20 protein-coding genes are annotated in these 23,340 nt (G+C 60.0%); 9 read left to right on the top strand and 11 right to left on the bottom strand.

The annotated features are described in order from the left end of the window. Positions 1-89: 89 nt before the first annotated feature. The 4 genes from ABUA09_RS13935 to ABUA09_RS13920 all read left to right on the top strand — a co-directional run bounded on the left by ABUA09_RS13935 (position 90) and on the right by ABUA09_RS13920 (position 4,339). On the top strand, positions 90-869 hold the full coding sequence (locus ABUA09_RS13935; protein ID WP_052082755.1) for a coenzyme F420-0:L-glutamate ligase: 780 nt from the start codon (positions 90-92) through the stop codon (positions 867-869). A 139-nt stretch (positions 870-1,008) separates the two neighbouring features. Further along, positions 1,009-1,734, top strand: coding sequence for a TetR/AcrR family transcriptional regulator (locus ABUA09_RS13930; protein ID WP_081959908.1), 726 nt, complete (start codon positions 1,009-1,011; stop codon positions 1,732-1,734). A gap of 132 nt (positions 1,735-1,866) precedes the next feature. After that, positions 1,867-3,108: an MFS transporter gene (locus tag ABUA09_RS13925; protein WP_208319952.1), complete on the top strand. Its 1,242-nt coding sequence runs from the start codon at positions 1,867-1,869 to the stop codon at positions 3,106-3,108. Positions 3,109-3,403: 295 nt separating this feature from the next. Continuing rightward, the gene (locus tag ABUA09_RS13920; protein ID WP_033118308.1) at positions 3,404-4,339 is read left to right on the top strand and encodes a phosphate acyltransferase; all 936 of its coding nucleotides are present in this window, start codon (positions 3,404-3,406) and stop codon (positions 4,337-4,339) included. Positions 4,340-4,415: 76 nt separating this feature from the next. Here ABUA09_RS13920 and ABUA09_RS13915 read toward each other — a convergent pair whose 3' ends face one another. Both ABUA09_RS13915 and ABUA09_RS13910 read right to left on the bottom strand, forming a co-directional pair. Next, a complete protein-coding gene (locus ABUA09_RS13915; RefSeq protein ID WP_279203071.1) occupies positions 4,416-7,073 on the bottom strand; it encodes a calcium-translocating P-type ATPase, PMCA-type in 2,658 nt (885 codons plus the stop codon). 176 nt (positions 7,074-7,249) lie between these two features. Next, a complete protein-coding gene (locus ABUA09_RS13910) occupies positions 7,250-8,524 on the bottom strand; it encodes a peptidylprolyl isomerase (protein WP_058118650.1) in 1,275 nt (424 codons plus the stop codon). A gap of 474 nt (positions 8,525-8,998) precedes the next feature. Here ABUA09_RS13910 and ABUA09_RS13905 point away from each other — a divergent pair, with 474 nt between their 5' ends. Further along, positions 8,999-9,721: a UTRA domain-containing protein gene (locus tag ABUA09_RS13905; protein ID WP_033118305.1), complete on the top strand. Its 723-nt coding sequence runs from the start codon at positions 8,999-9,001 to the stop codon at positions 9,719-9,721. A 117-nt stretch (positions 9,722-9,838) separates the two neighbouring features. On the opposite strand, the gene ABUA09_RS13900 is transcribed toward ABUA09_RS13905, so the two are convergent. The 6 genes from ABUA09_RS13900 to ABUA09_RS13875 all read right to left on the bottom strand — a co-directional run bounded on the left by ABUA09_RS13900 (position 9,839) and on the right by ABUA09_RS13875 (position 15,506). Further along, positions 9,839-10,909 carry a sugar kinase gene (locus ABUA09_RS13900; RefSeq protein ID WP_349949432.1) on the bottom strand — a complete coding sequence of 357 codons (1,071 nt, stop codon included), beginning with the start codon at positions 10,907-10,909 and terminating at the stop codon, positions 9,839-9,841. A 48-nt stretch (positions 10,910-10,957) separates the two neighbouring features. Further along, positions 10,958-11,845, bottom strand: coding sequence for a dihydrodipicolinate synthase family protein (locus tag ABUA09_RS13895; RefSeq protein ID WP_208319954.1), 888 nt, complete (start codon positions 11,843-11,845; stop codon positions 10,958-10,960). A 30-nt stretch (positions 11,846-11,875) separates the two neighbouring features. Then, positions 11,876-13,216 carry a transaldolase family protein gene (locus tag ABUA09_RS13890; protein ID WP_195974260.1) on the bottom strand — a complete coding sequence of 447 codons (1,341 nt, stop codon included), beginning with the start codon at positions 13,214-13,216 and terminating at the stop codon, positions 11,876-11,878. Between the two features lie 67 nt (positions 13,217-13,283). Next, entirely contained in the window at positions 13,284-14,228 is a 945-nt protein-coding gene (locus ABUA09_RS13885; protein ID WP_227152295.1) for a transketolase family protein, read from the bottom strand. A gap of 2 nt (positions 14,229-14,230) precedes the next feature. Continuing rightward, positions 14,231-15,067 (bottom strand): transketolase, encoded by an 837-nt coding sequence (locus tag ABUA09_RS13880; protein ID WP_058118652.1) that lies wholly within the window; start codon positions 15,065-15,067, stop codon positions 14,231-14,233. Between the two features lies 1 nt (position 15,068). Further along, complete coding sequence (locus ABUA09_RS13875) at positions 15,069-15,506, bottom strand: RpiB/LacA/LacB family sugar-phosphate isomerase (RefSeq protein ID WP_195969897.1); 438 nt, start codon at positions 15,504-15,506, stop codon at positions 15,069-15,071. A gap of 563 nt (positions 15,507-16,069) precedes the next feature. On the opposite strand from ABUA09_RS13875, the gene ABUA09_RS13870 reads away from it, so the two are divergent. After that, complete coding sequence (locus tag ABUA09_RS13870; protein WP_058118655.1) at positions 16,070-16,741, top strand: HAD family hydrolase; 672 nt, start codon at positions 16,070-16,072, stop codon at positions 16,739-16,741. 85 nt (positions 16,742-16,826) lie between these two features. Here ABUA09_RS13870 and ABUA09_RS13865 read toward each other — a convergent pair whose 3' ends face one another. From ABUA09_RS13865 to ABUA09_RS13855, 3 genes are read right to left on the bottom strand one after another with little or no spacing between them, the layout of a single operon-like run. Further along, positions 16,827-18,836 carry an ABC transporter permease gene (locus ABUA09_RS13865; RefSeq protein WP_279203060.1) on the bottom strand — a complete coding sequence of 670 codons (2,010 nt, stop codon included), beginning with the start codon at positions 18,834-18,836 and terminating at the stop codon, positions 16,827-16,829. Beyond that, complete coding sequence (locus tag ABUA09_RS13860; RefSeq protein ID WP_033118298.1) at positions 18,811-19,713, bottom strand: ABC transporter ATP-binding protein; 903 nt, start codon at positions 19,711-19,713, stop codon at positions 18,811-18,813. Before ABUA09_RS13860 ends, ABUA09_RS13865 begins: the two co-directional genes overlap by 26 nt. Continuing rightward, positions 19,710-20,078 (bottom strand): GntR family transcriptional regulator, encoded by a 369-nt coding sequence (locus ABUA09_RS13855; RefSeq protein ID WP_033118297.1) that lies wholly within the window; start codon positions 20,076-20,078, stop codon positions 19,710-19,712. Before ABUA09_RS13855 ends, ABUA09_RS13860 begins: the two co-directional genes overlap by 4 nt. A gap of 249 nt (positions 20,079-20,327) precedes the next feature. Here ABUA09_RS13855 and ABUA09_RS13850 point away from each other — a divergent pair, with 249 nt between their 5' ends. The 3 genes from ABUA09_RS13850 to ABUA09_RS13840 all read left to right on the top strand — a co-directional run bounded on the left by ABUA09_RS13850 (position 20,328) and on the right by ABUA09_RS13840 (position 23,229). After that, positions 20,328-20,834: an HD domain-containing protein gene (locus tag ABUA09_RS13850; protein WP_033118296.1), complete on the top strand. Its 507-nt coding sequence runs from the start codon at positions 20,328-20,330 to the stop codon at positions 20,832-20,834. Positions 20,835-21,021: 187 nt separating this feature from the next. Continuing rightward, the gene (locus tag ABUA09_RS13845; protein WP_033118295.1) at positions 21,022-22,200 is read left to right on the top strand and encodes a DapH/DapD/GlmU-related protein; all 1,179 of its coding nucleotides are present in this window, start codon (positions 21,022-21,024) and stop codon (positions 22,198-22,200) included. A 69-nt stretch (positions 22,201-22,269) separates the two neighbouring features. Continuing rightward, positions 22,270-23,229 (top strand): ribose-phosphate pyrophosphokinase, encoded by a 960-nt coding sequence (locus ABUA09_RS13840; protein ID WP_033118294.1) that lies wholly within the window; start codon positions 22,270-22,272, stop codon positions 23,227-23,229. Positions 23,230-23,340 lie beyond the last annotated feature (111 nt).

The following is a 23,340-nucleotide window of genomic DNA, read 5'->3' as shown; positions in this document are numbered from 1 at the left end:
CCCCCGCCTGTGCGGGGGCCCGGCCTTATTTTTGATGCATGCGTGTACTCCGGCGCCCTGCCGGAGGGAATACAAAAGAGGGAGCGGCTATGGAAGCGAAAGATTTTTACGTCAACGCAACGAAAAAGCTCATCATTGAGGTGGATGGCAAGACCTATGCCCGCCACGCCATTCAGATCCCCTTTGTCAATGTGGGCGACGATTATGACGCGCTGGTGCGGCAGTATGTGGTCCCCCTCTGGCAGAGCGGCGACATCGTCTCGGTCAGCGAGAAGATCGTGGCCCTGTGCCAAAAGCGGGTGGTCTACGCCCAGGATGTTCAGCCCGGCCTGCTGGCCAGGATCCTCTGCCGCTTTGTGGCCCAGACCAAGGCCGGCCCCGGCGCCGGCGTCCCCTATAAGATGCAGTTTGCCATCAACCAGTGCGGCGCCCCCAAGATCCTGTGGGCCGCTTTCCGCGCCGCCATCGACAAGCTCCGCGGCGTCCACGGCACCTTCTACAAAATTGCCGGAGACGAGGTCTATGGCTTGGACGGCTTCTTCGGCCACGATATTGAAGAGTACGCCGAAATGGGTATCCGCATCCCCGCCGATCCGGACGGCGTGTGCAACAAGGTCTTTCAGGAGACGGGCGTGGTATCTATGATCGTGGACGCCAATGCCCTGGCCCAGGAGATCCTGGGAAAATGCGACGCCCTGCGGGATTGGCCGGATGAAACGCTCTCCCGCCTCATCGGCGACAACCCGGCCGGCCAGGTCCGCCAGCTCACCCCCTTCATCCTCATCCGTGAGGTCCCCCAGGAAGAGGCCGCCGAGCTGGAAGCCAGGGCCCAGGCGGAGATCGCCGCCCGCGGCGAAGGGGCGCTCTGATCGTCTCCCGCAGCTTGGCCCGGACGTGGTCTCCGCCCCGTCCGGGCCTTTTCGTGCGCGGATATTTTCCCCTTGACAAGACGGGAGCTGCGATATATATTAAACATACCAACGGTATGTATATAAAGGAGGGGCCCCCATGGCCCGCAACAAATACCCGGAGGAGACGGTAAAAAAAATCCTGGATGTCTCCCATCGATTGTTTCGGGAAAAAGGCTACGACCACACCACCATTCAGGACATCACCGATGCCCTGGGCATGTCAAAGGGCGCGGTGTACCACCATTTCAAGTCCAAGGAGGACATCCTAGACAAGCTGACCGACCGGTACTATGACGAGATGGGCTGGTTTCGGGGCATCCGGCTGGACAGTTCCCTCACAGGACTGGAGAAGGTCCGGCAGGTTCTGCTCCGCCTGCTCTCCGATCCCGGTAAGCTGGATCTGGATCGGCTCACCAGCTCCACCGCCATGGACCCAAAGCTGCTGACCCTGACGCTGCGCGCCTCCGTAGCGGACTCCGGCCCCTTTTTGGAGGCCCTGATCCGGGAGGGCATTGCCGATGGCTCCATCGCCGTGGCCCAGCCCAAGGAGTTCTCGGAGGCCTTTATGATCCTCATGAATCTGTGGGTGGGCGTTTTCTCCTCCACGCGGGAGGATTTTATGTCCAAAATGCACTTTTTGAAGGATCTTACCGACCATATGGGTCTGCCCGTTCTGGACGACCACCTGCTTTCGGTCTGCCAGGCCTATTACGAACGCATCCTCTCCCTTCCCTCCCAGCCCCCTCCGCCGGAGGAGGGGATGCCCTCCGCTTCAGGTGGAGCTCTCCCAGCGCTAGGAGAAGCTCACCGGCCTGGACTGTAAGCTGCCCCAACCGGACAAGGCCTCATCCCTGTATTCGCGGCCCTGCGTGAAAAATTCCCGGCCCTGCCGCCGGGATTTTTCTCTCTCATTTACATACCAACCGTCGGTATTTAATTGAAAGGAGTCTTCTCTATGCCTGCTTCCCGCCTCTTCACCCGCGACTTTACCCTGATGACCGTGGGTCAGATCATCTCTCTCTTCGGAAACGCCATCCTCCGCTTTGCCCTCTCTCTCCATGTGTTGGCGCTTACCGGCTCGGCCGCTGTTTTCGGCGGCATTTTGGCCCTCTCCATGGTCCCCACCGCTCTGCTCTCCCCATTGGGCGGTATTCTGGCCGACCGGATGCCCCGGGCACGCATCATGGTGATCCTGGATTTTTCTACCTGTGCGTTCATCCTTCTCTTCGACGCGCTCTTTGCCCGCTCAGGCAATCTGGCCGCCGTCACGCTCTTCATGGTGCTTCTCTCCCTCATTCAGGCGGTCTATCAGCCCTCTGTCCAGGCCAGCGTCCCTACTCTGGTTGCGGAGGAGCGCCTGACCGCCGCCAACGGCGTTGTGCTCCAGGTGCAGGCGTTGACCGGGCTGCTGGGCCCCGTCCTCGGGGGCATCCTCATGGGCTTTTTCGGGATCTATCCGATTCTGGCCGTCTCCGCCGGATGCTTTTTCGGCTCCGCCGTGCTGGAGCTTTTTCTTCACATCCCCTTTACGCCCCAGCCCCGCACCGCACCCCTCCTGATCCAGGCCAGGGACGACCTGGCCGTTGCCTTTCGCTTTCTCTCCCGGGACTACCCTGCCCTCCTCCGGCTGTTGGGTATCGTGGCCCTCATCAATCTGTTTCTCTCCTCCCTCTTTACCGTAGGCCTACCCTATCTGGTCAAGGTACACCTAGGCCTCTCCGACCAGCTCTACGGGCTGGCCGAGGCGGCCCTGGGCCTGGGCTCCATCCTAGGCGGCCTTCTCTCCGCCACCACTGTGGGGCAAATCCGTTTCGAGTCCTCCCACCGCTATCTCCTGTGCAACGCACTGCTCCTGCTCCCCGTCACCGTTGCCCTGGTCCTTCCGGTCCCGCCCCTGGTCTCCTATGGCGCGCTCCTGCTCTGCATGGGGCTGGGCCTCACCTGTGCCGCACTCTTCACCATCTCGGCGCAGACCTTTCTTCAAATGCAGACCCCCGCCCCGCTGCTGGGCAAAGTGGGCGCTCTGGTCACCACCGTCTCCGTCTGTGCGATGCCGGCGGGCCAGGCCCTGTACGGTGCGCTGTTCGATGTCCTGGCGCCTGCTCCCTGGCTGGCGGTCCTCCTGGGCGGCGGGGCCACCTTCCTGCTGGCACTGGCCGCCCGTGGCGCGCTGTCGCGGAGCGTCCGTATTGCTTAGGGCCTGTTTGTATATTCGCAATATGCCCGGCACCGAGGGGTCCTTGCCCTCCCGGGCGCCGGTTTACCGCAAGGGACGGATTTCAATTGCAGGGGGAAACGGCGCCTTCCAGGGCGCAAAAGGTCCGGTGTCGGGCGTGTTTGCAGTTTTAAACAGACCTCAGGCCCCATTCCTTCATTTTTACGCCGGCTTCGGCCTCTTTTCTTCTTGTCTTTGCCCGGGAAATACGGTATACTGAATTGTAACCTGAATCCCGCCCCTGCGGCGAGTCGGATAAAGAATCGGAGATGACAGAATGGAACTGAAAAACTTTGACGCGATCCTGGAGCGCGTCCCGAAGATGTCCCGCCCCATGCGGGTGATCCTGGCCGGTTCTGACGGTGAGAACATGCTCAAGGGCATCTTCGCCGCCCAGGAGAAGGGCCTTGTGCAGCCTGTGCTGGTGGGCGACCGCGCCCGCACCATGACGGTGCTGGAGCAGTTCGGTCTGGAGAAGGAACCCTACACCATGGTGGATACCCCTCCCGGACACAACATTACCCAGGCGGCCATCGACATCATCAACTCCGGAGACGGAGATGTTCTGATGCGGGGCAACATCCCCACCCGTGATTTTCTGATGCCGGTGCTGGACGGCAAAAACGGCCTGCGGACCGAGCGGCTGATGAGCCATGTCTCCCTGTGCTCTCTGCCCGAGTACCCCAAGCTGCTGGCCCTTTCCGACATGACCGTGGTCATCCATCCCAATATGACTCAGAAAAAGGCCATCATCAAGAATACCGCCGATGCCCTGAAGGCCTTCGGCTATGAGGATCCCAAGCTGGCTCTGCTGTCCCTGGTGGAGAACGTGACCTTCCACATGCAGGACACGGTGGAGGCCCAGCGTCTGGTCGCCGAGCAGAAGCAAAAGCCCTTTGCCGACTGTGAGCTGTGGGGTCCCATCTCCTACGACCTCATTCTCAGCAAGGAGGCCGCCCGCCTGAAGCACTATGACTGTCCCTGGAGCGGCGGCGGTTTTGACGGCATCATCGCCCCCGACCTGTCCACCGCCAACACGCTGGTCAAGAGTTGGCTCATCCATGCCCATGCCGTCACCTGCGGCGCAGTGGTGGGCGCCAAAGTGCCCATCGCCCTCACCAGCCGCAGCGCCAATGAGGAGGAGACCTATCTCTCCCTGGTGTTCTGTGCCGTGCTGGACGCCTGGCGGAAGCAGAACCGAGCCGCCGAGTAAGTCTCTCTCAGGAAAAGTCTGCTCTCTCTTTCAGCAATTGCAAACGCCCGTCCGGCTAAAGCCGGACGGGCGTTTTTTATCTCCTCCCGGAGCTTGCGGGATGGGAACCCTCCCGTCTGCCCCATCGTTTTCCGATTTCACAGATCACCACGGGAGCCACGGCCAAAGCCAGTACGCAGGCCCACTCCGCCGCATCCAGGGGCACTGTGTCGAACACCAACTGCAAAGGCGGCAGGCACAGCACGGCGAGCTGCATGGCCATGCCCACCAGAAATGCCTTGTTCATGGCCTTGTTGGAAAAGATCCCGATGTGCAGCAGGGAGTGGTGCTCGCTGCGCACGTCGAAGGCATGGAAGAGCTGACACATGGTCAGCGTGGCAAAGGCCATGGTGTTGGCCACTCCGTCCGCCGCGCCCGGCGTACCGAGCACATGCTCCCCCAGCATATAGGCCGCAAGGGTAAGGAGCCCCACCATGGCCCCCTGCCAGGCCAGGCGGAACGCGAACCCATGGGCAAAAAGGCTCTCGTGGGCGGCCCGGGGCCTCTCCTTCATGATCCCTTCCTCTACCGGCTCCATCCCCAGAGCCAGTGCGGGCAGGGAGTCCGTGACCAGATTGAGCCACAGCAGCTGCACCGGCACCAGCGGCATCTGCGCAAAGTCCAGCACCGTGGCAAAAAAGATGGTGATAATCTCTCCAATGTTGCAGGAGAGCAGATAATGGATGGCCTTTTTGATGTTGGCGTAGATCCCCCGGCCCTGCTCCACCGCGGAAACGATGGTGGCAAAATTGTCGTCGGTCAGGATCATATCGGATGCGCCTTTTGCCACGTCGGTACCGGACAGGCCCATGGCGCATCCGATATCGGCGGCCTTGAGGGCCGGGGCGTCATTGACCCCGTCCCCCGTCATGGCCACGACCTTGCCCCGCTTCTGCCAGGCTTTCACGATTCGCATCTTGTGCTCCGGGGACACGCGGGCGTAAACTGAGAATTTCTCTACGTCCTGCTCCAGCATCTCCTGGGGCATGAAGTCCAGGTCCTCCCCGGTGACCGCCAGGTCTCCGGGCCGGAAGATCCCCAACTCCTTGGCGATGGCCAGAGCTGTCAGCCGGTGATCTCCGGTGATCATGACGGGGCGGATGCCCGCCCCATAGCACTGCTCCACGGCCCGCTTCACTTCGGGCCGCGGCGGATCGATCATCCCCGCAAGCCCCACAAAGGTGAGCCCCCGCTCCAGAACATCGGAGTCCAGCCGCTCGGGCAGTGCGGGAATATCCTGATAGGCCGTTCCCAGCACCCGAAGGGCCCGCTGTGCCATATCCTCATTGGCGCGGAGGATGTCCCGGCGCAGGGGGCCGTTGAGGGGCGTCTTCCCCACCCGCCCCAGGGCGGTCCTGCACCGGTCCAGGAGCACGTCCGGGGCCCCCTTTACCATTACCCGAAACCCGCCCCCTGCCAAGGGATGGACCGTACTCATCAGCTTCCGCTCCGAATCGAAAGGGAGCTCCGCCCGCCGGGGCTGGCTCCGCTCCAGCTCATTCTTGTCCAGCCCTTCCCGCCAGGCCGCTGCCGCCAACGCGGCCTCGGTGGGATCCCCGGCGGTGGCGATCTCTCCGCCGGGGCTGTAGGTGAGCACCGTGTCGTTGCACAGCGCCCCAATGGTCAGACACTCCTGCCTGTGCCGGCCGCCGATGGTCCATATGTCCACCACCGTCATCTTGTTCTGCGTGAGGGTACCTGTTTTGTCCGAGCAGATGACCCCGGCGCAGCCCAGGGTCTCTACCGCGGGGAGACGCTTGACGATGGCGCCCCGCTTTACCATCCGCTGCACCCCCAGAGCCAGCACGATGGTAACAATGGCCGGGAGTCCCTCGGGTATGGCCGCCACCGCCAGGGAGACCGCAGTCATAAACATGTCCAGCAGTTCCTTGCCCTGGAGGAGTCCTACGCCGAACATCACCGCGCACACGCACAGGCAGACGAACGAGAGCGTCTTGGAGATCTCCGCCATCTTTCGCTGGAGGGGGGTCTCTCCATCTCCCTCTTCCATCAGCATTCCGGCAATGCGCCCCACTTCCGTGTCCATCCCCGTGCCCGTGACCACACAAGTGCAGTTTCCTCCTGTGATCACCGTGGCGGAAAGGAGCATGTTTCTCCGGTCCCCCAGCGGGGTATCCGCGGGCAGGGCTCCACACGCCTCCTTGCTCACAGGAACCGACTCCCCCGTCATGGAGGACTCGTCTGCCTTGAGGCTGTGCGCCTCCAGCACCCGGGCGTCGGCGGGCACCAGGTCCCCGGCCTCCAGTTGAAGGATATCCCCCGGGACCAGAAGGGCCGTCTCCACCCGGCGCAGCCCTCCGTCCCGTATCACCTTGGCCAGAGGGGCCGACATATTCCGCAGGGCCTCCAGGGCCTTTTCGGCACTGTCCTCCTGGGAGATGGAGATGATGGCGTTGACCACCACGATGACCAGAATGATCACCGCGTCGATCCAGTCCTCCCCGCCGCTCGCCAGCAGGGAGAGTATGGCGGCGGCGAGCAGGACCAGGATCATCGGGTCCCGCATCTGGGCCAGAAAACGTCTGAGCATCCCATCCGGCTCTTGGTGCTCCAGCTCGTTGCGGCCATACCGTCCCAGCCGTTTTCCGGCTTCCGCCTCCGAAAGGCCCGATCTCCTGCCGGTTCCCAGCTCTTTGAGCACCTCCTCGGTGCGCTTTGCATGCCACGCGCTCATAAGTACCGTCTCCTCTTTTCCACATTCTGGTTGTCCCAAAGTATAGCGCCCCGCTTGTCCCCTTTCCAAGGGAAGCGTGACGGACGATTGTGGTCATAAATAAGAGGGACGGCGCATAGACGCATCAAAAAACCGGGCGGACAGCACTTGCTGTCCGCCCGGTCATCTTTATCTTCTCAGCCCACCGGAGTAGCGGTAGGGGCGGGTGTTCCCGTCTCCACAGGGGCATCGGTGACCGCGGGGGCGTCCTCGGCCTCAGCGGCGGCGGTCATGGTCTGCCGGAGCTCCGCAAGGGTATCGTAGAAAGCCTGCACGTCCAAGCCGTCCAGCGCCTCGGTGCGCTCCACCTTGGCCTCCTCCATCCACTGGTCCACCAGCTCGTTCATCTTTATGTCCGCGTACTTGCTCTGGCCGGCCTCATTGTCGGCATCCAGACGGAGGATGATATGGTAGCCGTAGTCGCTCTGGATGGGCTGGCTGATCTCCCCCACCGCCAGCGCGGCGGTGCCCTCCTCAAACTCGGTCACCATCTCGCCCGGGCCAAAGGTATAGCCGTCGGCTCCGCCGTTCACATTTCCGCTGGAATCCACATCCTCGCTGTTCTCATTCATCAGTTCTTCAAAGCGGGTCATGGGGTCCTCCGCCACCGTGATCTCATCATAGAGCGCGTTGGCTTTCTCCAGGGCGGATGCCATACCGTCGTCGGTCACGTTACCGGACTCGTCGGTGACAGGGATCGCCTTGATGAGGATATGTTTGGCGTGGAGCACGCCTGCTGCGTCGATCTTTTCCCCGTCGGGAGCCTCCGTGCCCTTAGTCCCATAGAGCCCCTCCCGCAGATTCTGGAAAAGATAGGAGACCTCGTTGATGTGGAAAAAGCTGTTTTCCGACAGGCCCATATAGGCCAGGAACCGGACATATTCCGCGTCCGTCTTTGCAGCTATCTCAGGATCGGGGCTGGCGGACTCGCCGTCGGAGGCGGTGCCAACCCCCATCTGGGCGGCCAGACTGGACTTCAACTGGGACAGTTGCGCTTCGTAGTCGGCCTCATTTGCCTCGTTCCAACCCATTTTCAGCTCTTCCGCGTGATTGCGTACCACCTGATAGAGGGTCGCGTTTTCCACCGCGCTGTCCAGATAATATGACCCCAGTGTCTGCCCGCTACCCATATCCATAGAGAGGTCGGTCATCCCCCATTGAGCATACTGATCTGCAGAATAGGTGACCCAATAGAGGAGCTCTTCCGCCGGCACACCTGCGCCGTCCACAGTGATGAGGGGGGTGTCCTTGGCGATCCCCGCCGCCTCCAGAATCACGTCCTCCGGCACCCCCTCGGGCAGGGGGATCGGGGTGGGAGTAGCGGTGGCCGCCCCGCTGGAGCAGCCCGCCAGAGAGGCGGCCAGAACCAGCCCCGCGGTGACCGCGCTGAGCATCTTTGTTCCAAGTTTCATTTCATAACTCTCCTTAACCGTCGCAATAGACGCTTTTCAATATACCACCCTTTTTCCAAAAACACAACGGGAAAGCCGTCAAGTTCATGTTTTCTTTACACAGCACAGCTCGCTTGGAGACGCCGGCACACAAATCCGCCCCGCCCTTTCTTTCTCTCACGCTTCAAATTGCACAAGATATCCCCTGTGTCCATAAGTGTGTTTTTTACACCCTCACAATCGACGCTTGCAAATAATGGCTTTTTGATGTATGATAAAAAATATACAAAGGGGATTGGTGAGCCCTATTTTCCTGAGCGGAGCCGGCGCACTCTGCATACAGGAAATGTATATTTTACTCCACCCTGTATATATGAGTTTATACCGGTTTATCTGAATATTTTTTGAAAGTTTCAGATGCACGGAATGGGAACACACGCGCGGTTGGCAGTGCCGTAACCCCGGCTCACCAGCAATTAGAAATGGGGGAGAGAGATGCTTCTTGATAAAGCAAGCGCGAAGCCACTCTATGTTCAAATGGAAGAGTTATTTTGGGGGAAATTGGATTCTGGTGAGTGGAGCCCCGGAGCTCTGATCCCTTCCGAAAATGAATTGAGCCATATGTACGGCATCAGCCGCACCACGGTGCGCAACGTCATCACGAAGCTGGTGCAGGAAGAGGTTCTTTTCCGTATCCCAGGCAAGGGCACCTATGTCGCCGAGCCCAAGATCGTGGCGCAGTCTCTGTCTTACGCTGGAATTCGGGAGCAGTTGGAAAAAATGGGCTATGAGGTCTCCACCCGGGTCCTGTCTATCACGAAAGAGACGCTGGACAAAAAGACCTTTTCCAAATTTTCCGGGATCAAAAGTCCTGTCTTTTTTGTGGTCCGCCGGCTGCGGTATCTCAAAAAGACTCCTCTTAGCGTGCACACTTCCTATATTCCCGCCGAACTGTGCCCGGATCTGGGGCGTCATGACATCGCCACAGAGCAGATGTGCACCATCTTGAGTCAGGACTACGGCCTGCACCGGGCAAAGACCATAGAGACGCTGGAGTCCGTCCCCGCCACCGCCCACGAAGCGGATCTCCTCAATATTGCGCCCGGCCAGCCCCTTCTTCTCTTACAGGATGTGATTCAGAACGAGGACGGCCTGACTTTTGAATACAGCAAGGTCGCCTTTCGGGGGGAAAAAATCAAAATTACGCTGGAGTTTTAACTTCGGTTTTGCACACGGAAAACCCCGCCTGCATCCAGAGGATGCCGGCGGGGTTTTCCGTGTAAACAAGGTCTCCACACAGGGAAAGAGAGCATGCAAACTCATTCAGAGCTGCGCTCAGCGCTTCACTCGCGCGCTGCCGCCCTTCATCACATCGTAGGCCTCCTCCGTGGTGACCAGATTCCAGTCATTGCGGATGGTGTGGCACAGCGCGGAGTAAGCTGCTGCAAAATCAATGACCTCCTGCTCCGGATGGCCCTCCAGGAAGCCCCAGATCAAGGCGGAGGCAAAGCTGTCACCGCCGCCCACACGGTCATAGATCTCGATATTGTCGTACTTGCGGGAGACGAAGAAGCCGTTGCGCGTCATCATCACGGTCCGCCAGTTGTTCAGGCATGCGGAGGTGACCTCGCGGAGCGAGGTGCCCACACAGATCACATTGGGGTACTTCTCCATGACCTTCTGGGCCACTCCGCAGTAGCTCTCGGGATCCAGCTTGGAAAAGTTCTGGTCGGTATTGTCGGCCTTGATCCCCAGCATGGTCTCGAAGTCCTCTTCGTTGCCGATGACGACATCCACGTAGGGCATGATCTCCACCATGGCTTTCTGGGCATCCTCCCTGGACCAGAGCGTGGAGCGGAAATTCAGATCATAGCTGGTGGTCGCGCCGTTCTTCTTGGCCGCCCGCAGCGCGGCGGCCACCTCGGTGGCGGTATGCTCGCCCACGGCGGTGATAATGCCGGTCGTGTGGAACCAGCGGGTATCCAGCACAGACTCCCAATCGATGTCCCCGGGCTGGATCATGGCCACCGCGGAGTGTCCGCGGTCATAGGTCTGATAGCTGGGACGGGGACCGATGCCCACCTCAATAAAACATTTGCCGTTGCGCCCGTTCCGTCCGATCTTGTCATACGGAGAGACCACCACATTGGACATATCCACGCCATGCATCTGAGCGTGCTTGATGATGTAGTCTCCGTCCCAGGCGTCCACCAGCTTGGTCACAAAGCCGGTCTTGAGCTGAGGTTTGAGCAGCTTTCGGCTCAGGTTGGAGATATTCACACAGCAGTTGAGTTCCGCCGCCGCGATCCCCAGCTGGAGCTCCTCCGCCTGTCCCAGTCTGTCGTGGCCGGGAGGTGTAAACCGGACCATCGCTTCGCCAAAGCTCATGAAATCATACTTTGCCATAACATATGCCTCCTATTTTTATGGTAGTAGATCTGCGTCCCACAAGAGTCAGAGCAGTCCCTCCGCCGCCAGTTTTTCCTGGATCCCCGCCTTGTCCTCCTCCGCAAGGGGCAGCAGGGGCAGCCTGGGATATCCTCCCACAAGGCCGTTGAGGTCCATGGCATACTTCACGGCGGCCACACCGCCTTTTCCGGACACGATCTTATTGATCTGAAGGATCCGGTCATTGAGGGCCACCGCCTTGTCGTAGTGCTTGGAGGCCAGCAGGCGGTAAAGCTCCACCGTTATGTCGGGGAAAGAATCCGCCAGGGAGAGCACGCCCCCAGAGGCGCCGGTGATCATTCCCATGAAAAAGTTGTTGATGGAGCCGGCCATCACGTCAAAGTGATTCCGGACCGCAAACAGGATGCTCTCGATATTGCCGGTCGAGCTGTCCTTCACGCCCACGATATTGGGATGCTGGGCGACCCGCTTGATGAGCGGGATGGACAGGCCCACACCGCCGGCATACTGCGGCGCGTTGTAGACCAGGCATGGGGTGTGAACGGCCTCCGCCACATCCGTAAAATAGCGGCAGAGGACATCGTCGGTCATCTGCTTTTTGAAATAGTTGGGAGGCAGCAGGGTGAGGAAATCCGGGTGATAGGCCTCCATTCTATGTGCCATCTCGATGGTTTCGAAAGTGGACTCAAAGATACAGCCGGCCATCACCACCTGGTCCTCTCTCTTACAGGTACAGATGATCTCCAGGACCTTGAGCTTCTCCTCATTGGTGAGGCTTTTGTTCTCTCCGTTGGAGCCCAGGGCCAGGAACCCCTTCAGCCCGCTTTTGGCATAGGCGCGGACATTGTGCTCCAGTCCGCTGTAATCCACGGTCCCATCAGCGGTGAACGGGGTCGTGATGGGGGCGAACACGCCCATCAGCTTTTCGTTCATAGACGGCTCCCTTCTCAAATATTGTGTTTCCTACTTTTGACCGTTGGCGGCGTTCATAAAGCGGCGCTGATACGAGACCACCTGGTTGGTGGCGGTAAACCGCGCCAGATACTGGGGCTCTGCTGTGATGACCACCCGGTCCACCATATCTGCATAGGCGGGGTCGGCCATCAGGTTGTCGATGTCGGGGTAGTTATACTCGCCCTCCATGGAGCAGATAATCAGGCGTGTATCCGGCAGGTTGGTCTGGCGCAGGAGACGGAGGTTATGGCGCACGCCGTCCAGCCCATCGGCCCCTTCGGGGTTCTCAAAATTGCGGTATCTGAGGACATCCCGGCCCAGCTTCAGCACATCCAGCAGATCCCGGTCCGCCTCCCCGCTGCTGAGGTAATCGTTGGCCAGAAGTTCCGCCCGCAGCGCCTCCAGATATTTGCGGTCCTCCGTCCGGTCATAGCAGTCCAGCAGCACCTTGATGGCAGAGGACTGTTTGGCGCGATGCCGGACAAAGCTGTTGATGAAATAGGGCTTTGCCTGTAGTGCCATGGCGGTCTGATAGGGCTCAAACATCAGGGTATAATTGATGCGGTATCCGTGCTCCCTGAGCCTGAGTGCCAGATTGTGGCCGCGCAGGGCGTCCGCGGTGGACGCCTGGTCGTACCGGGTGGAGAGCTTCTTGTCGCCCTCCAGCAGCTCATGTACATTGTTGGGGTTGACAGGGCCGGTGTGGGGGACCTTGACCACCAGCCGGTATTCCGAGAGAATGCTCTTGAAGGTCTCACATTCCTCCAGGATTTTGTCAAAGTCCTCCTCAAAGGGGTTGTTGAGCTCCACGCTGATGTCACAGCCGGGTCCCAGAATACGTCCCAGCTCAGTCATGACCTCGTCGCGGGTATGGAACGCATTCCCTACATTGGCCTTGGGATTGTTGATAAACAGGTCGTATACGATGCCGGGATTGCAGGTGAGGTTTGCAAGCAACGGGGCGATGGGCGCCACCTCGTAAGGGTTGGCGGAGTCGGCAGAGTAGAGGATACCGGTAGGCCGTTTCACTCCGTTTTTATCATAAGAGATATCGCGGACTAAATCAATCAGTAAAAGTCCGTCCTCCTGGAGCGTGCTCTCGATGCGAAACCCGGCGGGCGTCTCTCCAGCGGGAACCGCAAAGGTCTGGATGACATCCTTGAACCGGGGCGTGGCTGCCAGATACTTCACTTTCCCCTCCAGCAGAGAGAAAAGCTGCGGCTCCAGGCACAGGTCCTTCACCCGCTCGATATATGCCTCCTCACCTTTGGCCGCACCCGCTCCCAGAGCGGTCAGTGGGAAGTGGAGGCCAAGCGTGCCCTCGCCCTGGCTACGGTAGTTTACTGTCATTCTGTTTGTCCCCCTAATACTTAATACTTATTTCCAATGCATTACATTACAGCGTCATGGGCGGGCATCAGTCGCCGGAGAGGACCGACATGACCCGTCGGGCCACGGCGCTTCCGGAGATGCCGTAATAGTTCAACAGTGCCTCATACGGCCCGGTCTGCTTCGCCCCCTCCGGTACGCAAAAGACCTTCAGCGGCACGGATATTCCGCTCCGCGCCAGCACATCGGCCACCGCCGAGCCCAGCCCGCCGTTGGGTGCGTGCTCCTCCAAGACAAAAACCTTTTTGGCGGAGGACGCGTAGTGTCGGATCAATTCTTCGTCCAGCGGCTTTAAGGTGGTGAAATTGATTACCGACATCGATACCCCCTGCTCCTGCAGGATCTCTGCCGCCTCTACAGCCTCGGCCGTGCTGGGCCCATAGGTAAAGAGTGCCGCGGCTACACCGCCGTCCACCAGTACCTCCCCCCTGCCCAGCTCCATCTTTCGCTGCGTCCGCTTTGCAGGCGGCTCCTTGGCCTGACGGGGCATCCGGATAAAAACGGGACCGTCTATCTTTATGGCCTCCTCCAGGCAGAACTCCACCTCGTCGGCGTCGCCGGGACAGAGGACCACCAGATTGGGAACGGTGCGCATCAGGGCCACGTCCTCCAGAGCCATATGGGTGGACCCCAGTGTGGAATAGGCCAGACCGCCGCCGGAGGCCACCAGTTTGACATTGGTGTGCATATAACCCACGTCATCCCGGATCTGCTCATAGGCCCGCATGGTAAGGAAGGGGTCGATGGCGACGACCACCGGAATAAAGCCCTGACGCGCCATCGCCGCGCTGATTCCCACAGCGGTCTGTTCGCTGATGCCGACCTCCACGCTCCGATTGGGATAGGCCTGGAAAAAGGCGCCCAGGCCGCCGCCGGAGGCGGAGTCACAGGAAATCGCCACAATCGCTTCATTGTCTTTTCCCAGCTCCAGGAGCTTGGCCTCAAATGCCTTTCGGGGATCCCGCAAACACATGCTTACCAACCCCTTTCCGCCGCACGGGCATCCAGTTCCTCCAGGGCGCGGGCCGCTTCGCCCGCATCCGGGTTCCAATGGTGATACTTCTGCTGATCCTCCAGAAAGGATATCCCCTTTCCCTTTGTGGTCTTGGCCACCAGGAGCGTGGGCTTTCCCGGCTCCAGAGGGATCTGTGCGAAGGCGTCATACAGGGCCCCAACGTCATGCCCGGGGACCGGCCTTACTGCCCACCCAAACGCAGCATATCGGGACTCATAGGAGGTGGGCTTGCAGATCTCGCTGGTGCGTCCATTGATCTGAAGGGTATTTTCATCCAGGATCGCCACCAGATTATCCAAATGATTGTGAGCGGCGAAGGCCGCCGCCTCCCAGTTGGTGCCCTCCCCCTGTTCTCCGTCACCCATCAATACGTAAGTACGGTACGGCAGACCTGCCTTTCTTGCCGCCAGGGCATAGCCGCAGCCCAGCGGCAGGCCGTGCCCCAGAGAACCTGTGGAAAAATCCAGGCAGGGCAACTTTGTGGCGTCCGGGTGTCCGGGAAAGAGGGTCCCCAATTGGTTATAGGTTTTCAGCAGCTCCGGCTCCAGCACCCCCAGTTCCACCATCGCTCCATAGAGGGCCAGGCACTTGTGTCCGCCGCTGAGCAGCAGCTTGTCGCGGTGGACGGGGTCCTCCGGATCATAGTCCATTACAGCGAAGTAGAGCACCGCCAGGATATCCGCAGCGGAGAGCGCGCCGCCGGCGTGCCCCTCACCGTTGCTGGCAATGGTCCGCACGATGTTGCTCCTGATATGGAAGGCGCTCCGCTCCAGCGCTTCACGGTCAAACGGTTTCATGTCACACCTCTTCCAGCTGGCGGAGCTGGGCCACCTTGGCCGCAGACGGACTGCTGGGATCAAAGCGCAGCGGCAGCCACAGGCGCACCAACTCCTCCGCCGTTTTCTGTCCGATCACTAATGCCCCCATGCAGAGGATGTTGGCGTCATTGGAAAGGATGGAGCGCTGTGTGGAGTAGATATCGTGACAGACCGCGGCATATGCGCCCTTGATCTTGTTGGCCGCCATGGCCATACCGATACCAGTCCCACAGATGAGGATGCCGCGCTCACACGCCCCGGAAGCCACCTTGCGGGCAACGGCCTCTGCAATGGCGGGATAGCTCACCGCCTGGGTATCGTAGGAGCCCATATCGACAAACTCGTGCTCTGCGAAAGTGCTCAAAAGCATTTGTTTATAGGCCAATCCATGCTGATCGTTGCCAATTGCAATTTTCATAATAAGGCAAATTCCTTTCTGACAAAAAGTGTGGGAGCGCAAAAGAACAGCTTTGGTCAATCTATTTTTACTTGTATATACAAGATATATCAACCCGGATAGTTTGTCAAGGGATTTTTTCAGTCTTTCTTTTAATCCTTAAGCAAGTCCAAATAAAACCAAAAAAAGCTTCAAAAAATATGTTGACTTTATCCAAGAAATCGACTATTATTCAATTTGTAGCTTAATTATACTTATATATACATGAATAAATGTACTAGTACTTACCATGCAGCAACCTCGGGCGTATCTGTTTACCCTGCTGAACCAGCTCTGCAACATAAGCTCCATTGTGCTCTTTGCCCTGGGGACACGCGACGTTGTGGCCTCCGCGGCTACAGCGATCAACATGCTGGGGCCGGCGGTCAGCACACTGGTCTTCCGCGACCCGCTCTCCCCCTTACGTCGCTGGGCCGTGGTCTCATCCTCTGCTCTGTCTTTTTCGTGTCCCGCAGGGGAGGCGTCCCCCTCCGCCGTCAAAAAAGGGGGGCCACAGCACAGCGCAACAGAAAGAAGGAAAAGCATTGAAAACGATTCTTCTGGATATGGACGGCGTACTCCTGGACAGTGAAATGGTACGTCTTGCCTACATCAGGCGTTTCTTAAAACAGCAGGGGATCGAGGTGCAGGCCGAGGCGCTTTTGGATCTGAGTGGAGTGAGCAACCGCGACGCCGCCCGGCGGCTGGCGAGGCGCTTTGAGCTGCCTCTCTCTGCGGCCGCCTGCCAAAGGGCGCTGGCGCGGACTTGCCGGGGGCTCTATCTGGAGGCGGAGGGCCTGCGCCCTTTCCCCGGCCTGGAGCACTTCCTCCGTACCGTGAAAGAGCGTGGCGCCAAAACCGGTCTGGTGTCCTCCACCCAGTGCCGGGAGGTCCTGGACGCGCTGAACCGCTTTTCCCTGCTGCCACTTTTCGACGTAGTGCTGGGGGGCGAATCGGCCCCGCGGAGGAAACCCGCCCCCGACCCCTATCTGCATGCCGCCCGTTTCTTAAGGGCGCGCCCCGAGGACTGCATGGTGGTGGAGGACTCTCCGCCCGGCATCCTAGCCGGGAAGCGGGCCGGGATGTTTGTGGTCGGACTGACCGCCGGCAGTCTCCCGCAGGCCGTCTCGCTGGCTGACGCCACCGCCGCCGACTACGGGCAGTTGCTGCGCCTTGCGCTGCAGTGGCTGTCGGAGCAGTCTGGCTTTGGCGCATGATCTCTCTTGTCAGAGAAAGGCCCCCGGAATGCTGTTCACAGCATTCCGGGGGCCTTTTTCTGATGGATGACCGCGGCTCAGGCGGTCACTGCTCCGCCGCCGCAGGCGCCATGCGCATATTCTCTTCCCAGAACAGTTCCTCAGCCCGGCGCTCCAGCCATTCGGTCTGCTGGTGTTCCGCCTGGGTCTCCAGTATATGGGTCTCGTCCAGTACTCCGGCCTCCCGGAGGCACTCCAGGGTCTCCACTGCGCTGACCTGAAGAGTGATACTGTATCCGTCGCCCTCGTATTCGGCGCTGTTCTCCCGGTCCACCGGCGCATACTCAATGAAAAGGTCATTTACATAGCAGTTGGTGAGCCGCGCCTCGTCGTCCAGCAGGTACCTTTGTCCCAAACGCCCGGCCTGGATATCCGCCTTTATCGCAGCCACCAGATCCTCCCGGAATCCGGCGGGGACGGGATAATTGTCATATTCACCCGTTTCCATGTCCATCAGATTCAGTCTGATATTGGTGATCTGCCGCCCTTCGTAGCTCTGGGGGAAGTAGGCGTTCAGGATCACCTCGGGCTGATTGAGGATCGCCGTAAGCCGCGCCGCGGCCGAATCCGGGTCTTGAAGGTCTTCTTCCGTGACGTCCAGGGTGTAGTCCCGGGTCAGGGTGCCGCCCCCCGCCAGTTCGTAGGTCAGCAGCAGGCTCACAATGCCCTCGGTCTGTACGCTCTCCAGATAAGTCCCGTCAGCCAGGGTGCGCGTCTCATAGCTGCCGCCGAACGTAGTCCCCTCATGGCGCGCCCGCTCGTCCACGATACTCTGGTGGAGCTCCGTGATCGCCCTGATGAGCTCCGGGTCCGCCGTGTGGATTTCCCTGCCGTCCCCTCTGTCGTAGGGCGCGCTGCTCACATTTCTGATCCGTACTGCCGTCACTTGTCCGGCCTCGGGTACCCGGCGCTCAAATCCCGTCACGTCCAGTTCCATCCCGGCAATCAGGACCACCAGACAGGCAGAGAACGCCACACAGCCCTTCCAGCTGTCCAGAAAGACCCAAAAGCTCTTTTTGAGCAACATTTCAGCGGCAAAATAGCCCACCGCTCCACAGAGCACCATGAAGCACAGCAGCGTCCAGGCCCCTTGGGGCAGGTTGTAGCCGAAGAACAGGTAGAGGAACAGGCCCAGCGCCAGCGCAAAGCAGAAAGCCATCCCATACTTGAAGATGGGCCGCACCCAGCGCACGGTGACCACGTCTCCCGCCCCCTCCAGATGCCGCCGGCGGTAGAGCACCAGGGCGACCGCCGCCAGCGCAGCGCCGATCAGCGCATAGATCAGGCCGTACCCCAGGCCCTGAAAGACGGCTCTTTCCAGATTTCCATCGGTGTCCCAGGCGCGGTCCACCCGCAGTTTTTCCAAAAACAGAATCACCGGGCTCAGCCATGTGCCCAGGGTGTTGAGGGTATCCACATACCGATAGCCAAAGACAAACGCCCTCAGCACCTCGTTGACGAGCTGGACCATCACCACGGCCAGAACGCTCAGAATCCCGTAAAAGGCGGGCAGGGCCAGAATGTGTCCGGTAAACATGGCGCAGAACACGGCAAAGGAGTAGAAAAACAGCGTAAGGAGCACCTGCATGGCAAGCCACATGCACAGCGCCCCGATGTTGGGACATCCCTTGGCCAGCTCCGCCAAAAGGGTGCAGAAAAACACAACCAGAGAGGGCAGCAGCATAAAGGAGAGCCCGGACAGGTAGTTGGTGAGGAACAGCCCTTCCCGCCTGACCGGAAGCGCGTGAAAGAGCCCCACGCTGCGGCTGTTGTAGAGATAGGAGAACACCGCCATGGCAGAGAGGATGCCGAACACCAGCGCGGCGATCACGCTGCCGGGTGTGATCATGGAGAGGACCTCCAGATCGGCAAAATACTGGGGAGACAGCATAGAGCCGTAAGTATCCTCCGCCCGCAACATCAGCAGGTTGAGGGGCATGGCCAGGAGCCAGCACGCTCCATATACCGACCAGATGGGCCAGAACCGGGCCATGTTCTTTTTCCAGAGGACAGGATAGAAGAGCCTCCTGTCAGAGCACGATGTCGCGGACTTCATAGTCCTCACCTCCCAGCTCGTAAATAAAGATCTCCTCCAGGGTGAGGGGCAGGGCGTCCATAAGGATGGGGGCGTAGACCGCCAGACGGTTGGTGATGTCGGTGGCGTTCCCCCGTATGATAAGCGTGTGGATGCGCCCCACCTGCGATACATGGAGGATCTCCAGATCGGCGGGGAGCTGCGGAAGCTCCTTCTCCTGAAAGACCACCTGCATCTTTACCACATTCTCCTGAAGGTCGGAAAGGCTCCGCTCCACCAGGACCTTCCCATGGGAGAGGATGCCCACATGGTCGCACACGTCCTCCAGCTCCCGCAGGTTGTGGGAGGAGACCAGTACCGTGGTGCCGTATTCGGCCACATCGGACATGAGGAGGCTCCACACCTGACGCCGCATCACCGGGTCCAGCCCGTCCACCGGCTCGTCCAGCACCAGTAATTCAGGGCGGCAGCACATGGCCAGCCAGAAGGCCGACTGCTTCTGCATGCCCTTGGAGAGCCGCCGGATGGGCTGTTTTTCATTTACGGTGGTAAAGATGTCCTTCATGGCCTCGTACCGTTTCTGATCGAAGCGGGGGTAAAAGCCCCGGAAGAGCCGCATCATGTCCCGGGTGGAGGCGGAGAGGAAATAATAGAGTTCATCCGGAATGGAGGCGATGCGGGCCTTGACCGCCGGATTCTCGTACACCGGTTCCCCCGCCACCAGCACCTCGCCCTCGTCCTGGCGGTAAATGCCGGTGATGTGGCGCAGAATGGTGGATTTGCCCGCGCCGTTGGGCCCCACCAGGCCGTAGATGGACCCGTCCGGCACCGACATGGTGAGTCCGTCCAGCGCCCGAAACCCGTCAAAGGTCTTTGTCACATGCTTAACTTCGATCATACTCTCCCCTCCTTCGCACCGGACACCCGCAGGGCCAGCTCCTCCGCCGTCATGCCCAGAAAGATGAGTTCCGAGGCGGCGGCATCAAACTGCTCCAGCAGCCTCCGCCGCCGGTCCTGATTCACACCAGTCTGCTCCGAAGCATAGGATCCCTTGCCCGGCATGGTGTAGAGATATCCCTCCGCTTCCAGCGACTCATAGGCCCGCTGGATGGTGTTGGGATTGATGGCCAGGGACGACGCCAATGCCCGCACCGAGGGGAGCTGGTCCCCAGGCTGGATGGCCCCTGTGACCACCAGATGCCGCAGACCGTCCTTCACCTGCTCATAGATGGGCCGGGCGTCCCGATAATTCAAGCTGAACACACTTCCGGCCTCCTTTCCGACTGTACTAGATCGCTTGGTACAGTTTAGTATACACGGACCTGCCGCTGCAAGTCTTAATTTATTATAACGTTTTTCCTATTTTCCTGAGAAATCGCATGACAAATCCCATCTTACACACTATAATAAAAAATAACTCCTGCAAGCAGCAGGCCCTCCCCTCCGTCCCGGCGAAAGCCGCCCGACGCGGCTCTCCCCACGAATCTATTCCGCTCATATGAAAGGCACATCATGTACTATGACGTCAATATCCGCTGTTTTGTAAACTGTGTCCGGGACCTTCTGGACTCCCCCGAAGTCCAGTCCATGCGGGCGCTGCCCCATCACCCCGGCACCTCCTGCTATGAACACTCGGTCTTTGTGGCCTATGTATCCTTCCGTCTGGCCCGCCGCTGGGGCCTGGACTACAGGGCCGCGGCCAGAGCGGGGCTGCTCCATGACCTCTATCTCTATGATGCCCGGAACAAGCCCGCCTACTACGGCAATCAGTGCTTCGCCCATCCGGTGGCTGCGCTGAAGAATGCCTGGGCCCTGTGCGGGAGCCTCACCCCTATGGAGGAGAACATCATCATCTCCCACATGTGGCCCCTCTCCCGCCGGATGCCCCGCTACAAGGAGTCCCTAGTGGTCAATCTGGCGGACAAACTGTGCGCCACCGCTGAGGTCTCCCACCTCTACCACGGTATCCGCCGCATCCGGAACCGCAAATATCGCCGCCGAATTGCCGCCGCCGTATAACAGGAAGCTGGCCGCGCCCCTTTCAGGGGGCGAGGCCGGCTTTTTGTATTCCTGTACGAAAATTTTTTATATATCAGTGCAAAAAACCTCTCGCTCTGATATAATGTTCTTGCAAGACTGGACATCGCTTTTTCCCTTCTTATATGCTATACTGTGTCCGTTCGACTTTTTTCTGGGAGGCTTGGATATGGAATCTGTGGGCGCCGTTGTATTTCTGCCCCGCGATCACGCCAATGAAATGCCCCTGCTGCTGGAGAAGCTGCTGTTTTCTCCCGGCGCGGTGTGGCTGTGCGAAGCCCTGAAAAGCGCAGGAGTGGGCCGTTTTCTGGTGGTCTGCCACGATGATGACCGTGAGGCGGCTGCAGCCTGTTTCCCCGCGGATACGGAATTTGTCACCACCGGCGCGGACGACGCCGGCGCAAAGCTCTCCGCTTTCCTCACCCGGGAACCGGGCAAGGTGGTGGTCGTCACCCGCCCGGTGCTTCTGGCGCCGGACGGACTCAACTTCCTGCCCGCCGGACAGTCTCCCAAGGTGGAGACCGGCATGTACTGCATGTCCACCGAGGTCCTGGCCGCCGACCTGGCCGCCGGCGAGGACTTCGCCGGTGCCCTCAAGCTCCATGGCGGCGCGGTGAGCGAGACCTGCGCCATGCCCCTCCAGAGCCGGAACCCCGCCATGTGGCGCATGTACCAGGGTCAGGCGCAGGTGCTGGAGGTGAGCCGTCTGGAGCGGATGGGCGCCCGGTTCATCGACCCCGGCTCCTTCTTTTCCGACCCTACCGTGCGGGTCGGCAAGGGTACGGTGATCCTACCCGGCACCATCCTTCGGGGCAAGACCACCATCGGCGCCGACTGCGAGATCGGCCCCAATTCCATGATCCAGGACTGTGTCATCGGCGACGGTGTGACGGTGAACGCCTCCCAGCTCAACGAGTCCACCGTGGCCGACCGGACCAAGGTGGGCCCCTTTGCCTATGTCCGGCCCCATTGCCATGTGGGCGCCGACGTGAAGGTGGGCGACTTTGTGGAGCTCAAAAACTCCACCATCGGCGACGGCACCAAGATCTCCCACCTCACCTACGTGGGGGATTCCGACGTGGGCGACCATGTGAATTTCGGCTGCGGCACTGTCACAGTGAACTATGACGGCACGGCCAAATACCGCACCACCATCGGCGACCACGCCTTTATCGGCTGCAATACCAATCTGGTGGCCCCTGTGAAAATCGGGGACAGGGCCTACACCGCAGCGGGCAGCACCGTCACCGAGGATGTGCCGGCGGACAGCCTGTGCATCGCCCGCTCGCCCCAGACCATCAAAGTGCAGTGGGCCGCCAAACGCCGCAGGGCCAAGGGCCGGAAATAACGTAGCTTCCAGGCGGGAACGCCTGCAAATTATGTGAAACACATCACAAAAAATGAGAGGGATGCTGAAATGATCGCACACGGCAAGGACATCAAGATTTTCTCCGGCAACTCCAACCCCAAGCTGGCGCTGGACATCTGCAAGAAGTTGGGTACCCAGATGGGCAACGCCGAGGTGGGCACGTTCTCCGACGGAGAGAAGTCCGTCTCCATCTATGAGACCGTCCGTGGTTCCGACGTATTTGTCGTCCAGTCCACCTGCTCTCCTGTAAACGATAACCTGATGGAGCTCCTCATCATGATCGACGCCATGCGCCGTGCCTCTGCCGGGCGCGTCACCGCCGTGATCCCCTATTTCGGCTATGCGCGCCAGGACCGCAAGACCAAGCCCCGCGACCCCATCTCCGCCAAGCTGGTGGCCAACCTCATCACCCGCGCCGGCGCCGACCGGGTGCTGACCATGGACCTGCACGCCAATCAGATCCAGGGCTTTTTCGACATTCCCGTGGACAATCTGCTGGGCTCTCCCATTTTTGTCAATCATTTTATGACGAAGTATGCCGACTGTCACCAGGAGGTCATGGTGGTCTCCCCCGACGTGGGCTCTGTGGCCCGCGCCCGCGCCTTTGCCCAGAAGCTGGATATGCCGCTGGCCATCGTGGATAAGCGCCGCCAGAAGGCCAACTCCTCCGAGGTCATGAACATCATCGGCGATGTCCGCGACAAGCGGGTCATCCTCCTCGACGACATGGTGGACACCGGCGGCTCCCTCTGCGGCGCGGCCAAGGCCCTGGTCGAGGTGGGCGGCGCCAAGTCCGTCACCGCCTGCGCTTCCCACGGCGTTCTCTCCGGTCCCGCCATCCAGCGCATTGAGGACAGCGTCCTGGACGAGGTCATCTTCCTCGACACCATTCCCGCGCGTCCTGAGGTAAAGTGTGCTAAAATCAAGTATCTCTCCGTGGCTGAGATGTTTGCCGAGGCCATCGAGCGCATCTACGAGGAGATCTCCGTCTCCAAGCTCTTCAACTGATCGGCTTCAACTGAACACTGCGACAGGGGCGGAGCGGCAGCTTCGCCCCCGTTGTGCATCGGAAGAAAGTCGGCCTCTGTAAGGCTGGGCGCCCGCCTTGCGCCGGAGTCC

This window comes from Intestinimonas sp. RTP31139st1_F5_RTP31139_211217 (assembly GCF_040226735.1).
GTDB lineage: Bacteria > Bacillota > Clostridia > Oscillospirales > Oscillospiraceae > Intestinimonas > Intestinimonas butyriciproducens.
Note: the sequence above shows the minus strand (reverse complement) of the source record. Positions and strands in the feature narration are given on the sequence as shown.

Coding starts and splice junctions, on each gene's coding strand:
- ABUA09_RS13900 (WP_349949432.1), bottom strand. CDS start 10,909: ATGGCAAAGTATGATTTCATGAGCTTTGGCGAAGCGATGGTCCGGTTT.
- ABUA09_RS13935 (WP_052082755.1), top strand. CDS start 90: ATGGAAGCGAAAGATTTTTACGTCAACGCAACGAAAAAGCTCATCATT.
- ABUA09_RS13930 (WP_081959908.1), top strand. CDS start 1,009: ATGGCCCGCAACAAATACCCGGAGGAGACGGTAAAAAAAATCCTGGAT.
- ABUA09_RS13915 (WP_279203071.1), bottom strand. CDS start 7,073: ATGAGCGCGTGGCATGCAAAGCGCACCGAGGAGGTGCTCAAAGAGCTG.
- ABUA09_RS13865 (WP_279203060.1), bottom strand. CDS start 18,836: ATGAAGTCCGCGACATCGTGCTCTGACAGGAGGCTCTTCTATCCTGTC.
- ABUA09_RS13905 (WP_033118305.1), top strand. CDS start 8,999: ATGCTTCTTGATAAAGCAAGCGCGAAGCCACTCTATGTTCAAATGGAA.
- ABUA09_RS13910 (WP_058118650.1), bottom strand. CDS start 8,524: ATGAAACTTGGAACAAAGATGCTCAGCGCGGTCACCGCGGGGCTGGTT.
- ABUA09_RS13850 (WP_033118296.1), top strand. CDS start 20,328: ATGTACTATGACGTCAATATCCGCTGTTTTGTAAACTGTGTCCGGGAC.
- ABUA09_RS13840 (WP_033118294.1), top strand. CDS start 22,270: ATGATCGCACACGGCAAGGACATCAAGATTTTCTCCGGCAACTCCAAC.
- ABUA09_RS13860 (WP_033118298.1), bottom strand. CDS start 19,713: ATGATCGAAGTTAAGCATGTGACAAAGACCTTTGACGGGTTTCGGGCG.
- ABUA09_RS13890 (WP_195974260.1), bottom strand. CDS start 13,216: ATGACAGTAAACTACCGTAGCCAGGGCGAGGGCACGCTTGGCCTCCAC.
- ABUA09_RS13885 (WP_227152295.1), bottom strand. CDS start 14,228: ATGTGTTTGCGGGATCCCCGAAAGGCATTTGAGGCCAAGCTCCTGGAG.
- ABUA09_RS13875 (WP_195969897.1), bottom strand. CDS start 15,506: ATGAAAATTGCAATTGGCAACGATCAGCATGGATTGGCCTATAAACAA.
- ABUA09_RS13925 (WP_208319952.1), top strand. CDS start 1,867: ATGCCTGCTTCCCGCCTCTTCACCCGCGACTTTACCCTGATGACCGTG.
- ABUA09_RS13895 (WP_208319954.1), bottom strand. CDS start 11,845: ATGAACGAAAAGCTGATGGGCGTGTTCGCCCCCATCACGACCCCGTTC.
- ABUA09_RS13845 (WP_033118295.1), top strand. CDS start 21,022: ATGGAATCTGTGGGCGCCGTTGTATTTCTGCCCCGCGATCACGCCAAT.
- ABUA09_RS13920 (WP_033118308.1), top strand. CDS start 3,404: ATGGAACTGAAAAACTTTGACGCGATCCTGGAGCGCGTCCCGAAGATG.
- ABUA09_RS13880 (WP_058118652.1), bottom strand. CDS start 15,067: ATGAAACCGTTTGACCGTGAAGCGCTGGAGCGGAGCGCCTTCCATATC.